Annotated in this window: 17 protein-coding genes and 1 pseudogene; 11 read left to right on the top strand and 7 right to left on the bottom strand. The window is 34.6% G+C overall.

The genetic code is table 11. The annotated features are described in order from the left end of the window. Positions 1-32: 32 nt before the first annotated feature. Positions 33-1,055 carry a medium chain dehydrogenase/reductase family protein gene (locus tag VFM92_RS04540; RefSeq protein ID WP_325121007.1) on the bottom strand — a complete coding sequence of 341 codons (1,023 nt, stop codon included), beginning with the start codon at positions 1,053-1,055 and terminating at the stop codon, positions 33-35. Positions 1,056-1,261: 206 nt separating this feature from the next. Between VFM92_RS04540 and tyrS the strand changes: the two genes are divergently transcribed. Together tyrS and lhgO are read left to right on the top strand one after the other, a co-directional pair. Then, positions 1,262-2,566 (top strand): tyrosine--tRNA ligase, encoded by a 1,305-nt coding sequence (gene tyrS / locus VFM92_RS04535; protein ID WP_325121006.1) that lies wholly within the window; start codon positions 1,262-1,264, stop codon positions 2,564-2,566. Between the two features lie 136 nt (positions 2,567-2,702). Continuing rightward, complete coding sequence (gene lhgO, locus VFM92_RS04530; protein ID WP_325121005.1) at positions 2,703-3,896, top strand: L-2-hydroxyglutarate oxidase; 1,194 nt, start codon at positions 2,703-2,705, stop codon at positions 3,894-3,896. A gap of 2 nt (positions 3,897-3,898) precedes the next feature. Here the strand turns inward: lhgO and VFM92_RS04525 are convergent. Continuing rightward, positions 3,899-4,666, bottom strand: a pseudogene (locus VFM92_RS04525) (carboxypeptidase-like regulatory domain-containing protein); the annotation flags it as partial. A gap of 36 nt (positions 4,667-4,702) precedes the next feature. Here VFM92_RS04525 and VFM92_RS04520 point away from each other — a divergent pair. From VFM92_RS04520 to ispE, 4 genes are all read left to right on the top strand, one after another. Beyond that, a complete protein-coding gene (locus VFM92_RS04520; RefSeq protein WP_325121004.1) occupies positions 4,703-5,185 on the top strand; it encodes a mechanosensitive ion channel domain-containing protein in 483 nt (160 codons plus the stop codon). A 99-nt stretch (positions 5,186-5,284) separates the two neighbouring features. Beyond that, complete coding sequence (locus VFM92_RS04515; RefSeq protein ID WP_325121003.1) at positions 5,285-5,518, top strand: hypothetical protein; 234 nt, start codon at positions 5,285-5,287, stop codon at positions 5,516-5,518. 110 nt (positions 5,519-5,628) lie between these two features. Then, on the top strand, positions 5,629-6,438 hold the full coding sequence (locus VFM92_RS04510; protein ID WP_325121002.1) for an enoyl-ACP reductase FabI: 810 nt from the start codon (positions 5,629-5,631) through the stop codon (positions 6,436-6,438). 81 nt (positions 6,439-6,519) lie between these two features. Then, the gene (ispE, locus tag VFM92_RS04505; RefSeq protein ID WP_325121001.1) at positions 6,520-7,320 is read left to right on the top strand and encodes a 4-(cytidine 5'-diphospho)-2-C-methyl-D-erythritol kinase; all 801 of its coding nucleotides are present in this window, start codon (positions 6,520-6,522) and stop codon (positions 7,318-7,320) included. A 65-nt stretch (positions 7,321-7,385) separates the two neighbouring features. On the opposite strand, the gene VFM92_RS04500 is transcribed toward ispE, so the two are convergent. From VFM92_RS04500 to tgt, 5 genes are all read right to left on the bottom strand, one after another. Beyond that, positions 7,386-7,874 carry a fasciclin domain-containing protein gene (locus tag VFM92_RS04500; protein ID WP_325121000.1) on the bottom strand — a complete coding sequence of 163 codons (489 nt, stop codon included), beginning with the start codon at positions 7,872-7,874 and terminating at the stop codon, positions 7,386-7,388. Between the two features lie 176 nt (positions 7,875-8,050). Further along, the gene (locus VFM92_RS04495; protein ID WP_325120999.1) at positions 8,051-9,910 is read right to left on the bottom strand and encodes an Ig-like domain-containing protein; all 1,860 of its coding nucleotides are present in this window, start codon (positions 9,908-9,910) and stop codon (positions 8,051-8,053) included. 11 nt (positions 9,911-9,921) lie between these two features. Next, a complete protein-coding gene (locus VFM92_RS04490) occupies positions 9,922-10,833 on the bottom strand; it encodes a DMT family transporter (RefSeq protein ID WP_325120998.1) in 912 nt (303 codons plus the stop codon). Then, positions 10,830-11,903: an LptF/LptG family permease gene (locus VFM92_RS04485; protein ID WP_325120997.1), complete on the bottom strand. Its 1,074-nt coding sequence runs from the start codon at positions 11,901-11,903 to the stop codon at positions 10,830-10,832. Before VFM92_RS04485 ends, VFM92_RS04490 begins: the two co-directional genes overlap by 4 nt. 9 nt (positions 11,904-11,912) lie before the next feature. Further along, positions 11,913-13,043, bottom strand: a complete 1,131-nt coding sequence (tgt, locus tag VFM92_RS04480) for a tRNA guanosine(34) transglycosylase Tgt (RefSeq protein ID WP_325120996.1) — start codon at positions 13,041-13,043, stop codon at positions 11,913-11,915. An 84-nt stretch (positions 13,044-13,127) separates the two neighbouring features. Here tgt and VFM92_RS04475 point away from each other — a divergent pair, with 84 nt between their 5' ends. The 5 genes from VFM92_RS04475 (at position 13,128) to VFM92_RS04455 (ending at position 18,053) form a co-directional block, all read left to right on the top strand. Continuing rightward, entirely contained in the window at positions 13,128-14,249 is a 1,122-nt protein-coding gene (locus VFM92_RS04475) for a glycosyltransferase (protein WP_325120995.1), read from the top strand. Continuing rightward, complete coding sequence (locus VFM92_RS04470; protein ID WP_325120994.1) at positions 14,240-14,857, top strand: RNA polymerase sigma factor; 618 nt, start codon at positions 14,240-14,242, stop codon at positions 14,855-14,857. The genes VFM92_RS04475 and VFM92_RS04470 overlap by 10 nt, the downstream gene beginning before the upstream one ends. Position 14,858: 1 nt before the next feature. Then, a complete protein-coding gene (gene rsmG / locus VFM92_RS04465) occupies positions 14,859-15,482 on the top strand; it encodes a 16S rRNA (guanine(527)-N(7))-methyltransferase RsmG (RefSeq protein ID WP_325120993.1) in 624 nt (207 codons plus the stop codon). A gap of 10 nt (positions 15,483-15,492) precedes the next feature. Next, positions 15,493-16,245 carry a hypothetical protein gene (locus VFM92_RS04460; protein WP_325120992.1) on the top strand — a complete coding sequence of 251 codons (753 nt, stop codon included), beginning with the start codon at positions 15,493-15,495 and terminating at the stop codon, positions 16,243-16,245. Between the two features lie 173 nt (positions 16,246-16,418). Continuing rightward, entirely contained in the window at positions 16,419-18,053 is a 1,635-nt protein-coding gene (locus tag VFM92_RS04455; RefSeq protein ID WP_325120991.1) for a CTP synthase, read from the top strand. The last annotated feature ends 9 nt before the right edge of the window (positions 18,054-18,062 follow it).

Genomic DNA, 18,062 nt, shown 5'->3' with positions numbered 1-18,062 from the left:
AGAACGAGAAATGCTAAGCCTTTCTTGAATCTTTATTCTATCACCAATACCACTTTTCCAACCGTTTTACCCGATTGAAATAGCTTTAGGGCGTTATGCATTTCTTCAAATTTAAATTGATGACCAATATGAGGGGCTTCCATGTTGAGATTCTCCAACTCTTTAAGAATTTGCTTCATCAGGTCTTTTTTATCATAAAGCCAAATAAGATTAAAACCCAAAATCCCTTTATTGCTTTCTATCATTTTCTGTGGGTCAATTTTAGGACGGGTTAAATACAGCCAGGCTAAACGGGGCCAGTTAGGTGAGTTTTTAGTATCTCCATATCGAGCAGAACCATAATTGATAACCCTACCTTGTGGAGCCAGCATATCATATCCAGTTTTGAATATCTTCCCTCCTATGCATTCCATTATCAGGTTCAATTCTCTGCCCTCTAACACCTGCTCTAAATCCTTTTTAAAATGCTTAGAACGAACTATGTACTTCTGATATCCTTCTTTTTTAAGCAAATCTATCTTAGCTGCTGAACCGATTGTTCCGATGGTATAAGCACCCGTTTTCTGAGCCATTCTATTTGCCAAAAGACCTACTCCACCAGCTGCAGAATGAATTAATACAGTATCTCCTTTATGTAAATTACCCAAATGAAACAATCCATAATATGCTGTTAATGCCTGTACCAAAAAAGAGGCTCCTTCTTCAAAATTCCAACCTACAGGAATTTTGTTGACATAAGCAGCATCAATATTGATATGGGAAGTATAACCGCCAAAACGAGTCACCCCCATAACTCTATCACCAATCTCGAAATCTTGTACCTCATCACCTTTAGCAATGATTTCACCAGAATACTCCAAACCAGGAATAAAACTCCCCTCTGGAGTTGCACTATACAACCCTAAAATCGCAAATACATCTGCAAAATTTAATCCGACAGCCTTCACTTTTACTTGTACTTCGTCTGATTTAGGATTAGGCAATTCCTCTTCAACTAACTTGAGTTTACTGAAAGAACCAGCCTTAGCGGTACGGTATGATTTTCTAATGAGCATTGTAAATTATTTTTCTCAAAAATAGTAAATGATGTTGGGAATTTACTGGCAGCACACGTTTTGCTTCGAAACGAGACAAAGTATTCTTGATTCTTATTCTAAATACCTAGCCTCTTAAATCTATTTTAAAAATTGCTATTATTTCCTTTCTAAGCCTTTTATATTTGCAGGCATTATTCAATCACAGACTTTCAATTTATATCAATATGCAAAAGAATTTTATAGAAGAGCTACAATGGAGAGGAATGATCCATGACATGATGCCGGGTGTTGAAAAACAACTAGCTAAAGAAGTGAGCAGCGCTTACGTTGGCATCGACCCTACGGCTGATTCTTTGCATATTGGGCATTTGGTTGGAATCATGATGTTAAAGCATTTTCAGGATTCTGGTCATAAGCCTATCGTTTTATTGGGTGGCGCTACCGGCATGATTGGTGATCCTTCCGGTAAATCTCAGGAGCGTAATCTATTAGATGAACCAACTCTTCGCCATAATGAAGCTTCTATCAAAGCTCAAATCAGGAATTTCCTTGATTTTGATGCAAAAGCTGAGAACAGCGCTGAGCTAGTTAACAATTACGATTGGATGAAGGATTTTAGCTTCCTTGGCTTTATCAGAGATGTTGGTAAGCACATTACCGTCAATTATATGATGGCGAAAGATTCTGTAAAGAAAAGGTTGTCTTCTGAATCCAGCGAAGGAATGAGCTTTACTGAGTTCACGTATCAATTAGTGCAAGGCTATGATTTTCTTCATCTTTACCGAGAAAAAAATTGCAAACTGCAAATGGGAGGTTCTGATCAGTGGGGAAATATCACCACAGGTACGGAAATGATCAGAAAGATGGAACAAGGAGAAGCTTTTGCGGTGACTTGTCCGCTTATTAAAAAATCTGATGGGACTAAATTCGGAAAAACTGAAAGTGGTAACATTTGGCTTGACCCTAAGAAAACGTCTCCGTATAAATTCTATCAATTCTGGCTAAATGCTTCAGATGAGGATATGAGCAATTTCATTAGAATTTTTAGCACAAAAAGCAAAGCAGAAATTGAAGCATTAGAAAAGGAGCATAATGAAGCTCCACATTTGCGAACTTTACAAAAAGCTTTGGCTGAAGAGTTGACCATTAGAGTGCACTCTAAAGAAGCTTTGGATATGGCTTTACAAGCCTCTTCCATCCTATTTGGTAAATCAACCACTGAAGAATTGCAAAGCATAGATGAAGACACTTTATTAAGTGTTTTTGAAGGAGTTCCTCAGGTAACGATTAGTAATTCTGATTTGGATAAAACAGAAAATATCACTGATTTCCTTTCTGAATTGACTCAGGAAGTAATTTTTCCTTCAAAAGGTGAAGCAAGAAAGATGATAAAGGGAGGTGGTGTCAGCATCAATAAAGAAAAGGTTCTCGATGCCAATGCTCCAGTTGATTTGAGTTTATTACAGGATAAATATATTTTGGTTCAAAAAGGTAAAAAGAATTATTTTTTGGTGACTGTGGCGCCCTAACCCGCCAGCTGGTGAGGGATAGGTTGTAGCAAAAAATGAAATGTGGTTAAAAAAAATTAGTTGAAAGTTTTCTAGATACTTGATACTAGCTACTCGAAACTTAATATCTAAAACTTACTACATAATACTCAAGAAAATGCAAGACATAATCATAATTGGTGGAGGAATAGTAGGTCTAGCTACAGCTTTGAAAATCAAGCAGAAAAATGCTAAGCTTTCAGTACTTCTTTTGGAAAAGGAAGATAAATTAGCCCAACATCAAACGGGAAATAATAGTGGTGTTATTCACTCAGGCGTTTACTACAAGCCCGGCAGTCTAAAAGCCAAGAACTGCATAGATGGTTATAATCAATTGCTTAAATTCTGTGACGAAGAAGGTGTTCCCTATGAATTATGTGGGAAGGTAATTGTAGCTACAGATAAAAGCGAACTCTCGACCCTTTCCATGATTGAAGAAAGAGGTGCACAAAATGGATTGCAAAATCTTAAGCGACTCACAAAAGAAGAGGTTCAAGAACATGAACCTTATATAAATGGCATAGCAGGAATTCACGTTCCACAGACGGGTATTATCGATTATACTGCGGTTTCGCTTAAATATGAAGAGAAATTTCAGGAATTAGGTGGAGAAATCTCTTTAGGACAAAAAGTTAATAATATTCAGGAGAAAAATGGAATAACGACTGTCTCCACCAATAAAGAAAGTTTTGATACAAAATTAGTAATCAATTGCGCGGGTTTGTATTCCGATAAAATTGCCAAACTGACCACAGAGAAATTAGATTTAAAAATCATCCCTTTCCGTGGAGAATACTTTATGATTAAGCCTGAAAAGCAATATTTAATCAAAAATTTAGTGTATCCAGTGCCAGATCCAAATTTCCCTTTTTTAGGTGTTCATTTCACCAGAATGATAAATGGAGGAATAGAGGCTGGTCCCAATGCTGTTCTAGCTTTTAAGCGTGAAGGCTATCGAAAATCATTATTCAATCTAGTAGAACTTGGCGAATCATTAGCCTGGCCTGGCTTTCAAAAAGTAGCCGCGAAATATTGGAAAACTGGTTTTGGAGAAATGTACCGCTCTTTTTCAAAATCAGCTTTTACCAAATCACTACAAAAACTATTACCCGATATCACCGAAGATGATTTGACTCCAGGAGGTGCTGGAGTCAGAGCTCAGGCCTGTGATAGAAACGGAGGCTTAATCGATGACTTCTTGATTTTAGAAGAACGTAATGCAATTAATGTTTGTAATGCTCCTTCACCCGCTGCAACTTCCTCCTTATCGATTGGAGACCATGTCAGCGATTTGGCGTTGAAAAGATTTTAAAATTATTCTACCAAAACTATTTCACATTCTAATGCTTTTCGATCTTTATTACAATTTTTCCAGATTTGATTTTTTATATCTAAATGAAAAAAATTAACTGCTTCCAAATCAGTAACAGAAAATGATGGTTCATATCTATATTTATAAGTGTTTCCTTTATATGAAATAGGGTCCTCTCTTTCTATTCGGTTTTGATCAACGATCAGAAATTCAACTGCAATAAAAAGCCCATCTTCAGGGAAAAAGATCACTTCATCATTAAGTTTGATTTTAGTATTATGTCTTCCTTTTTTAGCAGTACCAATAATTGTCTTTTTATTGATAATACCTCCTGGCAAACCATCATCACCAACATGATAAAATTTAACAGCAAAAATTGCATCTTTAATTTTGCTTGAAGTTTCAACAGTCACTGATTCAACAAATCTAGTCTCTGAAAATGCTTTTTTATATTCAAAAAATCTAGCAATTTCATATGGATATCCTCCAGTTGAATACCAAGTTTGATTTTTAAAAAAAGATTTGCTCACGTCTCCAATAGTGTTTCTTTTTGGAAATAATCCAAGCTGCTCTTTACTTTGAATTTCAAGGACTTTCATCTCCAAAATACTTGGGGCTAAAGATATTGAATCTTCTACTTTTGAATTAGCTAGCTCTATCGTTTTATAACCTACAGATGAAATAATCAAAGTATCATTTTTATTCAATTCAATTGTAAACCGACCCTCTAAATTTGAACTTGTTCCCTTTTGTTCGTTTTTAATATAAACTGATGCAAAAGGGCCTGTATTATTATCTTAGTAATCTTGAGGTTTTCTGCTCTTCAATTGGTCTTTAAAAATTTCAAAGATGCTAAAGACCGATATCTATGGAAAAATGGTGTAAAAAATATTTACTACATCTTAGTTCTCATTATATTACTCAATATTTGGATTGATAAAATTGACTCTATTGGTACATTTTTAGGTTTAGTAAGTGCGGGTTTGGCCATTGCCTTGCAGGTCCCAATAGTAAATCTTGCCGCCTGGCTTTTTATTGTCATTCGTAAGCCATTTGAAGTTGGTGACCGCATAGAAATTGCAGGGGTAGCTGGTGATGTGATTGATATCCGTTTTTTCCAATTCACATTAAATGAAATTGGAAATTGGGTGGCTGCAGACCAAAGTACAGGCAGAATAATTCATATTCCAAATGGAAAAGTTTTCAGAGTAAGCCAAGCCAATTACAATCAGGGTTTTAGTCATATCTGGATAGAAATGCCCGTTCTGGTCACTTTTGAAAGTAATTGAAAAAAAGCTAAGGGGTTATTAGAACAGATAATAACTAATCATGCGGAAGAATTATCTTTTAGTGCTAAAAGAAAGCTTTTGCAAGCCTCAAAACAATTTATGATTTTTTACAGTAACCTCACTCCAATTATATATACTTCTGTGAAAGATAGCGGAATAGAATTAACTATTAGATTTCTTTCAGAACCAAAGAAAAGAAGAGTTACCGAAAATAATGTTTGGGAAGAAATATTAGATGTTATAGCAAAGCATGAAGACATAGATTTCGCATACCCTACCCAAAGGATTTTTTACAACCAAACAGAAGGAAAAGTGGATACAAGAAACAAATAAACTTCGTGTGATCTTTCATAACTAAAGCTTTTGCTTCACTATATTCTAAATCCTTATGCCATAATCATAATTAATTTATATTTTTGCCTAAACACACAACACAGAAAACTATGTCAAATAACTTATTAGCAGGAAAAAAAGGAATTATCACAGGTGCTTTAGATGAAAACTCTATTGCCTGGAAAGTAGCTTTAAAAGCAAAAGATCAAGGTGCGAAATTCGTTTTGACCAATGCTCCGGTAGCCTTAAGAATGGGCGGAATTCAGGAATTGGCTAAAGAATGCAATACTGAGGTGATTCCCGCTGATGCTACTTCAGTTGATGATATCACGAAATTATATACAGAATCAAAAGAAATTTTAGGCGGTAATTTTGATTTTCTATTGCACTCAATTGGTATGAGCCCGAATGTGAGAAAAGGAAAAGCATACCATGATTTAAACTACGACTGGTTGCAAAAAACTTATGATATTTCAGCTGTATCTTTTCACAAAATGATGCAAACAGCTGACAAAATGGACGTAATGAATCAGTATGGTTCCATAGTAGGTTTATCTTACATTGCAGCTCAGCGTACTTACCCATTCTATAATGATATGGCGGATGCGAAGGCTTTATTAGAGTCTATAGCAAGAAGCTATGGTTATAGATTTGGTAAAACCAAACAAGTAAGAGTAAATACAATTTCTCAGTCCCCTACTCCAACTACTGCTGGTTCGGGAATTGATGGTTTTGATTCATTCTTTAAATTCGCTGAAAAAATGTCTCCATTAGGAAATGCAACTGCCGAAGAATGTGCAGAATATATCATTATGATGTTCTCTGACTTCACTAAAAAAGTAACTATGCAGAACTTATTCCATGATGGTGGTTATTCTTTCACTGGTATTTCGGAAGAATTGATTGAAGAAATGAAATAATGTCCATTCAGGATTTACTATAACTATTAAACCTTCCAGACTTCTAACAGGCTGGAAGGTTTTTTATTCAACTACACCCCAATGCTAAAATTCCCCAATGCAAAAATTAATTTAGGGCTTAATATCACTGCCAAGCGAGCGGACGGTTATCATAATATTGAATCCTGCTTTTACCCAATTCCCTTAAAAGATGCATTAGAAATTATCCCTTCTAAAAAATTGAGCTTTGAAACAACTGGTTTAGCAATACCTGGCAATTCTGACGATAATCTAGTTCTGAAAGCCTACGAATTATTAAAAGCAGATTTCGAGTTACCTCCAGTTGATATCATTCTTCATAAAAACATCCCTATGGGGGCAGGAATGGGCGGTGGTTCGGCAGATGGTGCTTTTATGCTGACTCTGCTCAATGAATATTTCGAATTGAATATTTCTATTGAGAAACTTGAATCTTATGCCTTAAAATTAGGAAGTGATTGTCCTTTCTTCATTGAAAACAAACCTAAACTAGTCAGCGGAAGAGGTGAACTATTTGAAAATACAAGTCTTGATTTATTTGGACATCATTTAGCATTGGTTTATCCTGATATTCATATCAGCACTGCAGAAGCATACAGTGGGGTAAAGCCACAAATGCCTGAAATTTCAGTTGAAGAAATCATTGAACATCATCCTATTGTGGAGTGGAAAGGAAAATTAAAGAATGATTTTGAGGAAGGAATATTTAAGAAATATCCTGAACTCCAGAAAATCAAGAATAAATTCTATGATGCTGGAGCAATTTATGCAAGTATGACTGGCAGTGGTTCTACGATGTTTGGGATTTTTGATAAGTCCATTGAATTAAGTTGTATTCGAGCAAATCAAATATTTAAGTTCTAAAGTTAATCAATAAAAAACCTCGAAAGAGACTCCCGAGGTTTTATAATTAATCAAAATAATCAATATTATTTCATTGAAGGTGGTAAAATCACTTTATCGATAACGTGTACTACACCGTTTGATGCATTAATATCTGCTTTTGCCACTTTTGCTCCATTCACAGACGCTCCATACTTTAAACTTATTGTAACTTCTTCACCTTGAACAGTTTTTGCTTTTTGTCCTTCTTTCAAATCAGTTGACATTACTTTAGCACCAATTACATGGTAAGTTAATACTGCAACAAGTTTGTCTTTATTTTCTGGTTTTAATAAGGATTCAAGTGTTCCTTTAGGTAATGCTTCAAAAGCCTCATTTGTTGGTGCAAATACTGTAAATGGACCTTTACCACTTAACGTTTCTACTAAACCTGCTGCTTTAACTGCAGTAACCAATGTTGAAAGTGATTCTGTTCCAGCAGCTAATTCAACAATGTTTTTGTTTTGTGCTTTTACTGAGAAAGACATCCCGATTATCAAGGCACCTAATACGATTGATTTCAATAACTTTTTCATACTGTTGTTTTTTTTAGTGAGCCATTGAAACCCTATGTTCTTGATTTTGTTTGACTTATATATATTAATTAATTGTTAATTGTAAAAAACGACAATTCTTCACTTGTGAACTATATGAATTTATAGATTATTTACTGTTTATGTAAAATGATAAGATTTTAAATTGGCTAGAGATATTAAATTTTATCAATAAAACTCCACTTCATTTTGTCAGGGTTTCCTTTTCTATTGAACTTTCTTATTCTACGTTGAACATAATTTAGCTCACGGTATTCATCTTCTAACCTTCTTAGCTCTATTCTTTGCTCAATTAATGCTTGTCTGTAAGATTGAACTCTATTTACCAGTTCGCTATTTCTAAGTTCATCATCATTCTCATCTTCAATTGAATAGGTATCAAGATAACTTTTATTTCTAACTAAAGATTTTTCCACATCTTCCAATCTTCCTTTTAAGTTTATGGTTTTCCCCTCTTGATTAAAAGCTAAAGCATTCACACTACTAGTAATAGCTAAAAGTGCCCCTGCATAAGGTATCGCTTCATTTGCTATGGTATGGTCATCAAAAAATGAGCCTGTAGCACTGAAACTACCTAAGAAAAAGGTGGTAAATAATAATCCTTTCTTCACTCGTTGATTTCTTTGAACTCTTGAATCTAACTCTCTTATTTGCTTCCTAAGCCCCACTAAAAGTGCATCCGTTGACCGTTGATACTCCACTAATTCTGTGTACAATTCATGAGTATTTACACCTTCATTCACGGTTACTGTAAAAAATTTGCTGTCAGTGGCGCCTTCGGGATCTGTTACTGTAAATAGAACATCAAACTGAACTGGAATACCGTCTGCTTTAACAATATCGAAATCTAAAGTGTCACTCATTAAAAATAATCTATCACCCTCTTGTTGAACATAAAGCCAATCTGGCTCATTTTCTAAAGAATATTTTAATTCTGGAAGTGGATGATTATTATCCTGTATAAAAACCCTTCTTTTAATGTCATAACCTTCTCTGATACTCAAGTTACTCAGCTTTGTAATCAACGGAGGATCATTTCTTTCACTTTTTAGAATGGTAATTTCTTTTTCAACATAATGCTCTGCATTTTCTGCTTCTTCAGCCTTCAATTTAACTTTTAAAGGGAAAATTGAGCTAATATTACTCATTTCCATGGAACTTAGTTTCCATGTAAATATGCCATTTTCATTTATAGTTGGGACTCCAACAGTAACAGGAATATCAACTGAATATACCACTGGATCATTGTTCGGGTCATAAACTGAAAAATCTATATCCAATTCCTGATCTGCTGTTATGATATATGTATCATTTACATTATTTCGTAAACGCGGAGGCAACTCCTGTCCTATTATTTGAAAACGATATTTCCGTCTGTTCACGGCATTAGTATTATCGATTGCAATTAAATCCAAATCAAAATATTTCTTAGAGGCTTGACTTTGACTTGGGGTCCAGTCAAGCAAAAGTCGATTTCCGATGACATGAGTTTCCGCTTGGTCAATAGTTGTTAAGTCGGTGTTATTATTCCATATGTAGGTCAATATAACATCATCTGCACTCCTAGTGTTAGTTGTGGAAGCAATGAATTCAAGCTTATACAATTCCCCCTGAAGCAACTTAATAAAAGCTCTGCTATCCAGAGAATCTGGTTCTAACTCAATAGAGGGGACTGATTCTCTAGATGATACTTTTATTAAGGTTTTAGAAGAGGCAACTATATCATCTAGGGAATCTTTCAAGTAAAAAAAAGCAGAATGAAGCCCAATATCCTGACCACCCGTTTCCCAATAAAACTCACCTTCTTGGTCATCAAAATTAGCATCTAAAATATCACTTTTCCATGTAAGATTTAGATCGGGATTACCTAATTTATTATATTTTACAAGGAAAACAACGCCCTCACCAACTCGTGCTTCTACCAGTTCGGGTGATTCTAGAATGATTTCATTTTGTGCTTGAAGATTAAAAGTAAGTACATATAAAAAAATGAATAAAATCTTTATTCTTGATATCATAAAATGGGATATTACCTAATTACATCGCTTTGAAGTGCTCTTCTTTTCATGATTTTGTTTACCATGGGATAACAAAGCACGGATAGTAAAATGATGCCTGTACCAATGTAAAAGCCAAGGCTCATCTTCTCTTCTTCTCCAAAAATAAGAAAAGCTAGAATTATTCCATAAATCGGCTCCAAATTGACTGTAAGGTTTACCACAAATGCACTTAAAACTTTTTGAATTTTAACAGACATTGAAAATGCCAAAACAGTACAGATTCCTGCCAAAATCACCAGATAAAACCAGTCCCAGGCATGAGGTAAAAAACTTATCACTTCAGTATCAAAATAATATAGATAGACAGGGATTAATAATACAGAACCAATAAAAGCACCCATCATTTCATAAAAAGTTATGACATAATGATTATGACGATGTGTTAATTTACCATTTAAAACAGTAAATACGCTTGCAAGCATAGCAGCCATAATGGCCATTATCAAACCTTCCAAGTATTGAAACTCCACACTAAAAATGATGTACAATCCAATTACCACTAAAATTCCTAAAGCAAGCTCATAAACTTTTACTTTTCTACTGCTCATCATAGGTTCAATCAAACTTGTCCAAAAAGAACAGGTTGCAATTCCAACAAGACAAACTGAAGCTGTGGATACTCTTGCTGCCGCAAAAAATAAAATCCAATGAAGACCAATAATAAGGCCTACACCTGTAATTTTTAGAAATTCTTTAAAGCCTATCTTAAAGCTCAGTTTCCAGTAATACAGTAAAACGAAAAGTATTATAGTCGCGAATAGTGTTCGATAAAATACAACAGCTACTGCAGAAATATTAATGAGCAATCCTAAAATTGCTGTTAATCCCCAAATTAAAACCACAAAATGTAATTGCAAATAGTTTTTTGCTTCGCTTGTCATCTAGGAACAAATTTATAAAGGATTAATCCGACTATACTAAAAGTGATGTTTGGTAGCCATACTGCTAAAAGAGGATTCATTGTGGAATTTTCAGCAATGGCTTTACTTAATATAAAAAAGATAATAAAAACGAATGCTATCACAAATCCCAAAGCAATCTGAAAGCCTGTGCCTCCCCTTTTCTTTTTGGATGAAACTACTACTCCAATAAAGGTGAGGATAATGGCAGCAAATGGTGCCATATAGCGAATATAACGTTCAATAAGATAAATTTTGACATTATCAGCGCCTCGCTCTTTTAATAAAGAAATATAGTTGTTCAGCTCTGTAAGCGTAAGCGTTTCTTGCAAACCATAGGTATTTCCAAAATCTTTAGGCGTAAAATTTAAAACTGTATCTAGTTCTTGGCCGACTTCTACTGTTTCCGTCATCCCATCAAACTTTCTTAATGTCCAATCTTTAATCGACCAACTACTTTTAACAGAATCCCATTCTATTCTCCTGGCACTCAGTTTTTCTTTCAATAATTTTTCCTGAATCAATTCTAATGTAAATCTATACCCAACATCTCTTTGATTATTGTAGCTTTCCATATAGGCATAAGTTTCAGGTGCTATTTTAAGATGGATATCTCTGTCCGTGAAATAAAAAGGCTTTTTAATGTAGGTTGTTTCAAAGGCTATCCTGGTTTTGTTTGCGTTAGGAATGACATAAGAATATAAGAAAAAACTGCAGACTGAAATTAATGCAGCTCCCATCATATAAGGAACTAAAAATCTTCGAAAACTCATCCCATTGGAAAGCATAGCAACTATCTCAGTATGTCCAGCCATTTTTGAAGTCACAAAAACCGCGGCAATAAAAATAGTAATAGGAGTAATTAAGTTAGCAATCCATGGAATAAATGCTCCATAATATGGCAAAACATCAATTAATCCTAGATTATGCGCCATGAAATCGTCATTCTTTTCAGTATAATCAATAACAGTAATGATTGCCAAAATGATTAATACTACAAAGATAAAAGTGGATAAAAACTTCTTCAGTATATATTTATCTAATAATTTCATATTGAATTTTTATAGCCTAGTCATTAATTTTTTGACCATTTTCTCCTTCCATTCATAAAATGTGCCAGATATTATTTGTGCCCTGGCTTGTTCTACCAACCAAAGGTAAAAAGTTAAATTATGAATACTGGCAATTTGCGCTCCTAGAATTTCTTTTGAATGAATTAAATGTCTTAAATAGGCCTTTGTATAAAATGTATCCACATAAGTTCCCAAGGTTGGGTCTATGGCCGTAAAATCATCCTCCCATTTTTTATTCTTAATATTGATGATTCCTTCAGTCGTAAATAACATTCCGTTTCTTGCATTTCTGGTGGGCATCACGCAATCAAACATATCTACACCTAAAGCAATACATTCTAAAATATTTGCAGGAGTACCTACACCCATGAGGTAACGAGGTTTATCTTCAGGCAAGATACCACATACCAATTCGGTCATTTCATACATATCTTCGGCAGGTTCACCAACGGATAAACCACCAATCGCATTTCCTGCTCTGTTTTTTGAAGCTATTTCCTCTGCTGAACGTTTCCTCAAATCCTTGTAAGTACTTCCTTGCACTATCGGAAATAAAGATTGCTCATATCCATAATGGCCTTCGGTTTTGTCAAACTGATCGATGCATCTGTCCAACCATCTGTGGGTCATATCCATCGATTTTCTGGCATATTCATAGTCGCAGGGATAAGGCGTACATTCATCAAAAGCCATAATGATATCAGCCCCTATTTTTCGCTGAATATCCATTACGCCCTCAGGACTAAAAATATGAGAAGAACCATCAATATGAGATTTGAAGGTCACCCCTTCTTCTTTGATCTTTCTGGTTCCGGAAAGGCTATAAACCTGATAACCGCCACTATCAGTCAAAATAGGTTTCTCCCAACCATTGAATTTATGAAGGCCTCCAGCTTTTTGCAGGATTTCCAACCCAGGGCGCAGATACAAATGATAAGTATTTCCTAAAATGATTTGCGCTTGAATATCTTCCTTTAATTCACGCTGATGAACCGCTTTTACTGAACCTGCAGTGCCAACCGGCATGAAAATAGGAGTTTTAATATTGCCATGGGCGGTGGTTAATTCACCAGCCCGAGCATTAGAGTTTTTATCTTTATTTGAAATCGTAAATTGCATAGAAGTGCAAAAATATAGCTTCTTAAGAATTTATAGTTTTAATTTTCTAATATCTTTGTCAAAAAGGCAAATCAATTTAAAAGCATGGAGCAAATCCACATTCTCACTATAATTTTTATTGCCGTATTTTTTATTCAGTTCTTTTTCCAATTACGATATTTCTTCCCTTTTGTAAGCAATAAGCCATCTCTACAGCGTCAAAAACTTCCTACCGAAGCAGTTTCTGTCATAATCTGTGCACATAATGAAATTGAAAATCTTAAGCAGAATTTAATCCAATTCTTAAACCAAGATTTTTTAGAATTTGAGGTGATTGTAGTGAATGACCGTTCTGATGATGAAAGTAATACCTGGTTAAGCACACAAGAAACCCAATATCCTCATTTGAAAGCAGTTCATATTACAACGACTGCTGATGGATTTAATCCCAAAAAATATGCACTAACCAAAGGGATAGAAGCAGCACAAAATGATATTATTTTATTAAGCGATGCAGATTGCCAGCCTGCATCTTCTGATTGGATTGACAGAATGTCACGATCATTTAAATATAATACATCCATTGTTTTAGGTGTCTCACTTTATAAAAAAAGAAAAGGATTTCTGAATCAGTTTATTAGATTTGAAACTCTTCAGACTGCCCTGCTTTATAGTTCATTTGCCTTTAAAAAGGAAGCTTACATGGGAGTAGGAAGGAATTTAGCATACAGAAAATCGTTTTTTATAGCGAAAGGTGGCTTTAACGATTTGAGTGCAATTATGGGTGGTGATGATGATTTATGGGTTAACAGATATGCAAATAAAGAAAATACAGAGATTTGCACACTGCCGGAGGCTTTAACATTTTCCAATCCAAAAGAAAGTTGGGCTTCCTTCTTCCAACAGAAAAAAAGACACCTATCAGTCGGAAAGTATTATAAATTCAAAGATAAATTCAAATTAGGACTTTTCCATTTTACACAATCTTTACTTTGGATAATATTTATATTGGGCTTAACGTTGGGAAATCCGATCGATTGTTTAATTTTAAGTTTCCTTACCTTAATGTATTTAGTAAGACAATATGTCGTATTTTATCACCTTAGCATTAAGTTTGGGATTAAATTTATGCATTACAATTTACCCGTTTTAGAAATCCTGTTTATTCTATACTATTGGATTTGGGGAATTTATGCTTCACTAACAAAGCATCTTAAATGGAAATAAATAAAAATAGAAATTTTTCAGAGAAGGCATTAAAGGATTTTAGATTAATCGACCAGGCAGTTATCGCTAAAGACCAAATGGCATATGCAGAGTTGATGAAAAGATATAAAAAGCCTGTTTATCATATGGTGTTGAAAATGGTGAGAAATGTGGATGATGCAGAGGATTTGACTATCGAAGCGTTTTCTAAAGCTTTTAAAAGTCTTCACCGATTTAAAAAAGATTACACTTTCAGTACCTGGTTGTTCCGAATTGCTACCAACAATGCCATTGATTTTATTCGTAAAAAGAAACTAAGAACGATAAGCATTCATTCTTCTTATACTGATGACAATGGTGATGCAGTAGAATTGGATGTAGAAGATAAGGGAAATTTAACTCCGCAAGATAAAGCCATTAAGGCGCAAAGAATTGAATTAATGCGAATGTTTGTCGATAAATTACCAGCCAAATATCAGCGATTAGTGAAGTTAAGGTATTTTCAAGAGCTTTCTTATGAAGAAATTGCTACTGAATTAGAAGCTCCTTTAGGTACTATCAAGGCGCAACTACACCGTTCTAGAGAATTGATGCGAGAACTTATTACTGGAAAAGAAACTCAATTCTAAGATGGACAGTAGTGCTATAGTGGAAAAGTATTTTACTCATTTGAGTGCACAGCAAAAAGCACAATTTCAAGAATTAGGCAATTTGTATACTGAATGGAATGAAAAAATAAATGTCATTTCCCGTAAAGACATTGAAAATATTTATGAAAAGCATATTCTACACGCCTTAGCAATTGCCAAATTTCAAGACCTTTCAGGAAAAAAGATTCTAGATGTAGGAACCGGTGGTGGATTCCCAGGAATTCCTCTAGCCATCCTATTTCCAGATGCTCATTTCACCTTAGTGGATTCTATTGGAAAAAAAATTAAAGTTGTGGAAGCTGTAGTAATCGCATTAGGATTGGAAAATGTGGAAGCCTTTCACCAAAGAGCTGAAAAGGTAAAAGGAAAATTTGATTTTGTAGTAAGCAGAGCTGTTACTCGAATGAAAAGCTTTCTACATTGGATAAACCAAAAAATACAGTCAGAAAGTCCTGAAGACAATAGTGGAGTAATCGCTTTGAAAGGTGGTGACTTAGAAGAGGAAATGGCAGAAATCAAAAGAATGTATCAGGAAGTCCCAATTTCCGAGTATTTCTCAGAGCCTTTTTTTGAAACTAAGAAAATTGTTTTTGTACCCTTCTAATAGTTATTAAATGAAAGTTTTAAAGTGGATATTAATTGTTTTAATCTCATTGGGGTTAATAGGATTTATTACATATCTAATAATAGATGAAAATTTACCAAAAGGCGAGAAAGGACAGCAAGCAGAGCAGTTGACAGATAAAATGCTTAATGCAGTAAATGATTCTGCATGGCAAGAAATTGATGTGGTAAAATGGAGTCTGGGTGGAATGCGGAATTTGGTCTGGGATAAAGATAGACATTGGGCAAAAGTCTCATGGGAAAATTATGATGTATTTATCAAATTAGATTCCAAAACAGGGGTTGCTTTTGCAAAAGATAAGCAAGTGGAGCGAGACGAGGTACTTACAAAGCTTCTAAATGATGCTTACGAAATATGGGCCAATGATTCTTTTTGGTTAAATCCGATTTCTAAAGTGAGAGATGCAGGAACAGAAAGAAAATATGTAGCACAAAAAGACGAAAAAACTGAAGGCCTTTTGGTAACTTACAAAAGCGGTGGTGTAACGCCTGGTGATTCCTACCTATGGTTAATTAATAAAAAAACTGGAATGCCAGAATTTGTAAAAATGTGGGTTCAAATATTACCTATAGGAGGTTTGAAATTTAGCTGGGAAAATTGGCATACTACTGCTGGTGGTGCTAAAATAGCGAAAACCCATGAAAGTATTTTTACCATTAACATTTCCGAACTCAAAACCTGGAGAACTATAGCTGAGTTTCCAGAAAAGGACGAATTCAAGGTATTAGAAACTGTTGAATAAGTAATTTCTTTTATCACAATCTAAACTTATTTTATCATTAATCCTCTAATTAGAATAGCATTCAAAAATGGGTTAATAAAATTTCATATTAATCTATCAAATAGATGAAGATTTTAAAATGCTTATACTACCTTTGTATCCCATAAGTATAGCAGGCTTTTCAAAAATAACTTATGGCATCTCAAAAAAATACTAAATTCATCTTTGTTACTGGTGGGGTAACCTCTTCTCTCGGGAAAGGAATAATTGCTGCCTCATTAGCAAAACTTTTACAAGCACGTGGATTTTCTGTCACTATTCAAAAATTAGACCCCTACATCAATATTGATCCAGGAACGCTTAATCCTTATGAACATGGTGAGTGTTTTGTGACCGAAGATGGAGCTGAAACTGATTTGGATTTAGGCCATTATGAAAGATTCTTGAACATTAATACCTCTCAAGAAAATAATGTCACTACGGGTAGAATCTACAACAATGTAATAACTAAGGAACGAGAAGGTGCTTACTTAGGAAAAACCGTTCAAGTTATTCCTCATATAACTGATGAAATTAAACGAAACATTTACGCTGTTGCGGAAAAAAATGAGTTCGACATTGTAATAACCGAAATTGGTGGATGCGTAGGTGATATTGAATCTCTACCATTTATTGAAGCTGTCAGACAGGTGAAATGGGATGTAGGTCCTAATAATTTCCTTGTAATCAATTTAACACTTATACCCTATTTAAAAGCTGCTGGAGAGTTAAAAACCAAGCCTACTCAGCATGCTGTCAAGCAATTGTTAGAGTCAGGTATTCAGCCTGATATCTTGGTTTGCCGAACTGAGCATAAACTGCCGCAAGAAATTAGAAAGAAACTAGCACTTTTCTGTAACGTAAACATCAATTCTGTAATAGAAGCAATGGATGCTGATTCTATTTATGATGTGCCTTTATTAATGAGAAAAGAAAAGCTGGATGAAAGAGTGTTAGCAAAGTTAAAACTTTCTCACAAAGTAGAGCCAGAACTAACCCAATGGAAAACCTTCCTTGGGAAATTAAAAAATCCGATTTCAGAAATCAACATTGCTTTAGTTGGAAAGTATATTGAATTACCGGATGCATACAAATCCATCACAGAATCTTTTATTCATGCAGGAGCTGAGAATGAAACTAAAGTAAATGTAAAATGGATTCATTCTGAAGAGGTTAATGCAGAAAATGTTAAGTCATTACTTTCCACAGTTCATGGTGTTTTAGTAGCTCCAGGATTTGGAGAAAGGGGTATTGAAGGAAAAATTGAAACCATTAAATACTGCAGAGAAGAAAAGCTACCATTTTTCGGAATCTGTTTAGGCATGCAATGTTCAGTCGTAGAATTTGCAAGAAATGTATTAGGATTGAAAGATGCTTCTTCCACCGAAATGGATATCAAAACTAAAAATCCGATTATTGATTTAATGGAAGAACAAAAAACCATTACCCAAAAAGGAGGCACTATGCGCTTGGGTTCTTATGCTTGTGAGCTGAAAAAAAATACTAAAGCCTATCAAGCATACGGAAAAACAAAAATTAATGAGCGTCATAGGCATAGATACGAATTTAATAATAGATATTTGCAGGATATTGAGGCTGCGGGTATGAATGCCACAGGGATTAATCCTAAGACAGGTTTAGTCGAAATTGTTGAAATTCCAGATCATCCGTGGTTTGTGGGTACACAATTTCATCCTGAATTGAAAAGTACTGTTTTAAATCCACATCCTTTGTTTGTGCGATTTGTAAAGGCTAGTTTAGAACATAAAATTTTATCAGAATCGAATTAATTACAATTT

This window comes from Marivirga sp., assembly GCF_035704835.1.
In the GTDB taxonomy this organism is placed as follows: Bacteria; Bacteroidota; Bacteroidia; order Cytophagales; family Cyclobacteriaceae; genus Marivirga.
The sequence above is the reverse complement of the archived record's forward strand: the minus strand, read 5'-3'. Positions and strand labels throughout refer to the sequence as shown.